This window comes from Pseudomonas meliae, from assembly GCF_001400515.1.
GTDB classification, from domain to species: domain Bacteria; phylum Pseudomonadota; class Gammaproteobacteria; order Pseudomonadales; family Pseudomonadaceae; genus Aquipseudomonas; species Aquipseudomonas amygdali.
Genome location: NZ_LJQT01000354.1, coordinates 1 through 1,715, shown reverse-complemented (window position 1 = coordinate 1,715; position 1,715 = coordinate 1). Strand labels below are relative to the sequence as shown.

Genomic DNA, 1,715 nt, shown 5'->3' with positions numbered 1-1,715 from the left:
GTCTACACCCTCTTAGATAATTGGGACAAGCGCATGTCTGCCTTCTACAGCCTGCTGCTCCATTATTACGACAAGGTCTTGCAAGGTAAGAAGGCAGAGTTGGCAGCCCACGAAGAGGCGTTGCGCATCGGTAACTTCAAGGCGTTGCTGGAGGAGTTGACCACTTCTTCCATGCTTCACCTGAAACACCACCTGCATCGTCATATCTCTGATGACGATACCTTCGACACCACTTACAGAAAGCGGCTTGATGCGTTCCTGAAGCGCTACCCGGTCATTGGCAGCAGTACGCATTCAATCGTCAACTCCCTTGGCGGCAAGGCTGTTCTCGATTACGTGATTATCGACGAGGCCTCGCAACAGGACATCGTCCCAGGTGTACTGGCACTCAGTTGTGCGAAAAATCTGATCATCGTGGGGGACAGAAAGCAACTTGCACACATTCCGGAAAAACTCGGGCTGGAAGCGCCCGCGCCCTGGTATGACTGTGAGAAGTACAGCCTTTTGGACTCATGCGTCAGTGTGTTCGGCAACTCGATACCGATGACGTTGCTCAAAGAGCACTATCGGTGTCATCCCCGGATTATTCAGTTCTGCAATCAGCAGTTTTACGATAATCAGCTAGTACCGATGACAATGGACAATGGCGAAAAACCGTTGACGCTGCTGGTGACTGCCAAGGGAAACCACACGCGCAACAATTCCAATCTCAGAGAGCTCGACTCTTTATTGGCAGTGCTTGAGGCCGACGGGGAAAGCCTCTGGGAGGGCGAAGATGGCAGAGGGTTCATTGCTCCCTTCAAGAATCAGGCGATGCTTTCAGGTTCCTGCCTGCCAGCTGATTTCGTCAAAGCCACTGTGCATAAATTTCAGGGCAGGGAGTGCGACGAAATCGTCTTTTCTACTGTGCTGGACAAGTACAAAAGCCCGGAACGCCTGAATTTCGTCGACGATGCACGTATGGTCAACGTCGCGGTTTCCAGAGCCAAAAGCAGGTTCACGCTGGTCACGGGTGATAATGTTTTCAAAACCAGTAATGGCCATATCGCTGCGCTGATCCGCTACATGGAATATTACGCGGATGACGGGCAGGTCCATCGAGCGCCTGTTATCTCGGCATTCGATCTGCTCTATAAAGAGTACGACCGATCACTTGAGCGTCTCAATAAAAGGCTCAATCCGAATGACTCGTTATTCAAGTCCGAGCAGATTGTGGCGCAGATACTTCGTGAGGCACTGGCTCAGGAACCCCGCCGAGGGATCATGTTCCACCGTGAGATCCGGCTGATGCAACTGGCAGCGGTGGCCCGCGCAAGCTTCACGGAGAGAGAGCTGGAGTTTATGAGAAACGCTGCGCGATGCGATTTCGTGCTCTATTTCAAGGTGGGTAAGACCCCCTTGGGCGTGATTGAAGTCGACGGTGGTTACCATGACGATCCGTTACAGATTGAACGAGACGCTGTGAAAAACAGCATTCTGAATAAATGCGGTATCCCTTTGCTTCGTTTGCGGACCATCGAGAGCCGTATAGAAGAAAAGGTTGCGGCGTTCCTGGATCAATGGACGCCACCTGCGCGGGATTAAAGTCGTAGAGTTTCGCCGGGTTGAAGGTGGCTCTAACGTTCAGCATGAGGGCCCGTTCATCAAATTGAGCGGTATCGAGACAAGCTATTGTTAAACCAGATTCCGGTGGCTCCGGGAGTATCAGTTTTTTT

1 protein-coding gene is annotated in these 1,715 nt (G+C 51.8%); it reads left to right on the top strand.

Annotated features, from left to right (window positions below):
• A partial coding sequence (locus ALO64_RS16655) for an AAA domain-containing protein (RefSeq protein ID WP_157058664.1) occupies positions 1–1,584 on the top strand: 1,584 nt, incomplete at its 5' end.
• Positions 1,585–1,715: the final 131 nt, after the last annotated feature.